Origin of the sequence: Pseudomonas sp. NFACC51 (assembly GCF_900103575.1) — a bacterium.
In the GTDB taxonomy this organism is placed as follows: domain Bacteria; phylum Pseudomonadota; class Gammaproteobacteria; order Pseudomonadales; family Pseudomonadaceae; genus Aquipseudomonas; species Aquipseudomonas fluorescens_Q.
Genome location: NZ_FMXH01000032.1, coordinates 1 through 1,430 on the forward strand (window position 1 = coordinate 1; position 1,430 = coordinate 1,430).

Below are 1,430 nucleotides of genomic sequence, written 5' to 3' on the forward strand. Positions count from 1 at the left end.
GGCTTGGAGCATACAAATTGCTTGGGTGTTATATGGTCAAGCCTCACGGGCAATTAGTACAGGTTAGCTCAACGCCTCACAGCGCTTACACACCCTGCCTATCAACGTCGTAGTCTTCGACGGCCCTTCAGGGGACTCAAGGTCCCAGTGAGATCTCATCTTGAGGCAAGTTTCCCGCTTAGATGCTTTCAGCGGTTATCTTTTCCGAACATAGCTACCCGGCAATGCCACTGGCGTGACAACCGGAACACCAGAGGTTCGTCCACTCCGGTCCTCTCGTACTAGGAGCAGCCCCTCTCAAATCTCAAACGTCCACGGCAGATAGGGACCGAACTGTCTCACGACGTTCTAAACCCAGCTCGCGTACCACTTTAAATGGCGAACAGCCATACCCTTGGGACCGGCTTCAGCCCCAGGATGTGATGAGCCGACATCGAGGTGCCAAACACCGCCGTCGATATGAACTCTTGGGCGGTATCAGCCTGTTATCCCCGGAGTACCTTTTATCCGTTGAGCGATGGCCCTTCCATACAGAACCACCGGATCACTAAGACCTACTTTCGTACCTGCTCGACGTGTCTGTCTCGCAGTCAAGCGCGCTTTTGCCTTTATACTCTACGACCGATTTCCGACCGGTCTGAGCGCACCTTCGTACTCCTCCGTTACTCTTTAGGAGGAGACCGCCCCAGTCAAACTACCCACCATACACTGTCCTCGATCCGGATAACGGACCTGAGTTAGAACCTCAAAGTTGCCAGGGTGGTATTTCAAGGATGGCTCCACGCGAACTGGCGTCCACGCTTCAAAGCCTCCCACCTATCCTACACAAGCAAATTCAAAGTCCAGTGCAAAGCTATAGTAAAGGTTCACGGGGTCTTTCCGTCTAGCCGCGGATACACTGCATCTTCACAGCGATTTCAATTTCACTGAGTCTCGGGTGGAGACAGCGCCGCCATCGTTACGCCATTCGTGCAGGTCGGAACTTACCCGACAAGGAATTTCGCTACCTTAGGACCGTTATAGTTACGGCCGCCGTTTACCGGGGCTTCGATCAAGAGCTTCGCGTTAGCTAACCCCATCAATTAACCTTCCGGCACCGGGCAGGCGTCACACCCTATACGTCCACTTTCGTGTTTGCAGAGTGCTGTGTTTTTAATAAACAGTCGCAGCGGCCTGGTATCTTCGACCGGCGTGGGCTTACGCAGCAAGTGCTTCACCCTCACCGGCGCACCTTCTCCCGAAGTTACGGTGCCATTTTGCCTAGTTCCTTCACCCGAGTTCTCTCAAGCGCCTTGGTATTCTCTACCCAACCACCTGTGTCGGTTTGGGGTACGGTTCCTGGTTACCTGAAGCTTAGAAGCTTTTCTTGGAAGCATGGCATCAACCACTTCGTCACCCAAAGGGTAACTCGTCATCAGCTCTCGGCCTTA

General features: G+C 53.5%; 1 rRNA gene. It reads right to left on the bottom strand.

Features of this window, described 5'->3' with window-relative positions:
- Positions 1 to 32: 32 nt before the first annotated feature.
- Positions 33 to 1,430: ribosomal RNA gene (locus BLT00_RS30605) — 23S ribosomal RNA — on the bottom strand; the annotation flags it as partial.